The organism is Haloferax sp. s1, from assembly GCF_058382125.1.
In genome coordinates this window covers 1-991 of record NZ_JBZRPK010000092.1, presented here as the reverse complement: position 1 = coordinate 991, position 991 = coordinate 1, and the positions used below count along the sequence as shown (strand labels likewise).

Genomic DNA, 991 nt, shown 5'->3' with positions numbered 1-991 from the left:
CATCCGGCGGGCTCGACCGCAGCACGGACACGCTCGGCGACGCGTTCTACCCGCTGTTCCAACTCCTCTTCGACGAAGACGGCGAGTTCGTCGCCGACATCGAAGAGAAACTCCAGCAGGCGCGGATGCCGAACACTGTCGAACTCTACCTTTCGCGGGCACTCGCTATCGGCGTCCTCGTCGGTTTCGCACTGTGGTTCGTCGGAATGCTCGTCGGCTACGGCGTCTTCGCACTCGGGCTCATCTCGGCCGAGTCGCTGAGTCTGGGCATTCCCGTGGCGAGTGAGTCGACGGCGAACCTCCTCCGGTCGCTTGCGATGCCCGCTGCCGTCGTCATCTTGGGCATCGTATTCGGGTCGGTCGGCTTCGGAACCGGATTCGGGACACTCGTTGCGATACCGTACTCGAAGGCGTCGTCCCGGAAGCGAGAGATCAACATGCTCCTTTCGGATTCGATTTCGTTCATGTACGCCCTGTCGGTCGGTGGGCTGAACCAACTGGAGATTCTGGAAGCGATGGCACGGGCCGAAGACACCTACGGCGAGGTTTCGCGGGAGTTCCAGAGCATCGTTCAGGAGACGGAGTATTTCGGCACCGACTACCGAAACGCCATCCGACAACAGGCGGTGTTGACGCCCTCCGACGAACTCGCGCAGTTCCTCACGGACATGCTCTCTATCGTCAACTCCGGCGGCGACATGCAGGGTTTCCTCGACGACAAGAAGGACAAGCACCTCCGAACGGCTAAACAACAGCAAGAACAGACCCTGGAAACCATGGAGCTGTTCGGCGAGATGTACATGACGCTGTCGCTGTTCCCGCTGCTTCTTATCATCATTCTCGTCATCATGAGCATGCACGGGAAGGCACAGCAGGAACTCCTCTACGCGACGGTCTACGGGCTCATTCCACTGACTGGGCTTGGCTTTCTCGTCCCCGACTCGACGGTCAAACAGGTCGATACGGGCGACTGCTTCCTCAGCCCTGAAGT

General features: G+C 59.9%; 1 protein-coding gene. It reads left to right on the top strand.

Annotation, left to right across the window (positions count from 1 at the left end; translation table 11 throughout):
- The coding region (locus tag QT222_RS00630) for a type II secretion system F family protein (RefSeq protein ID WP_491475966.1) at window positions 1-991 on the top strand (991 nt) is incomplete at both ends.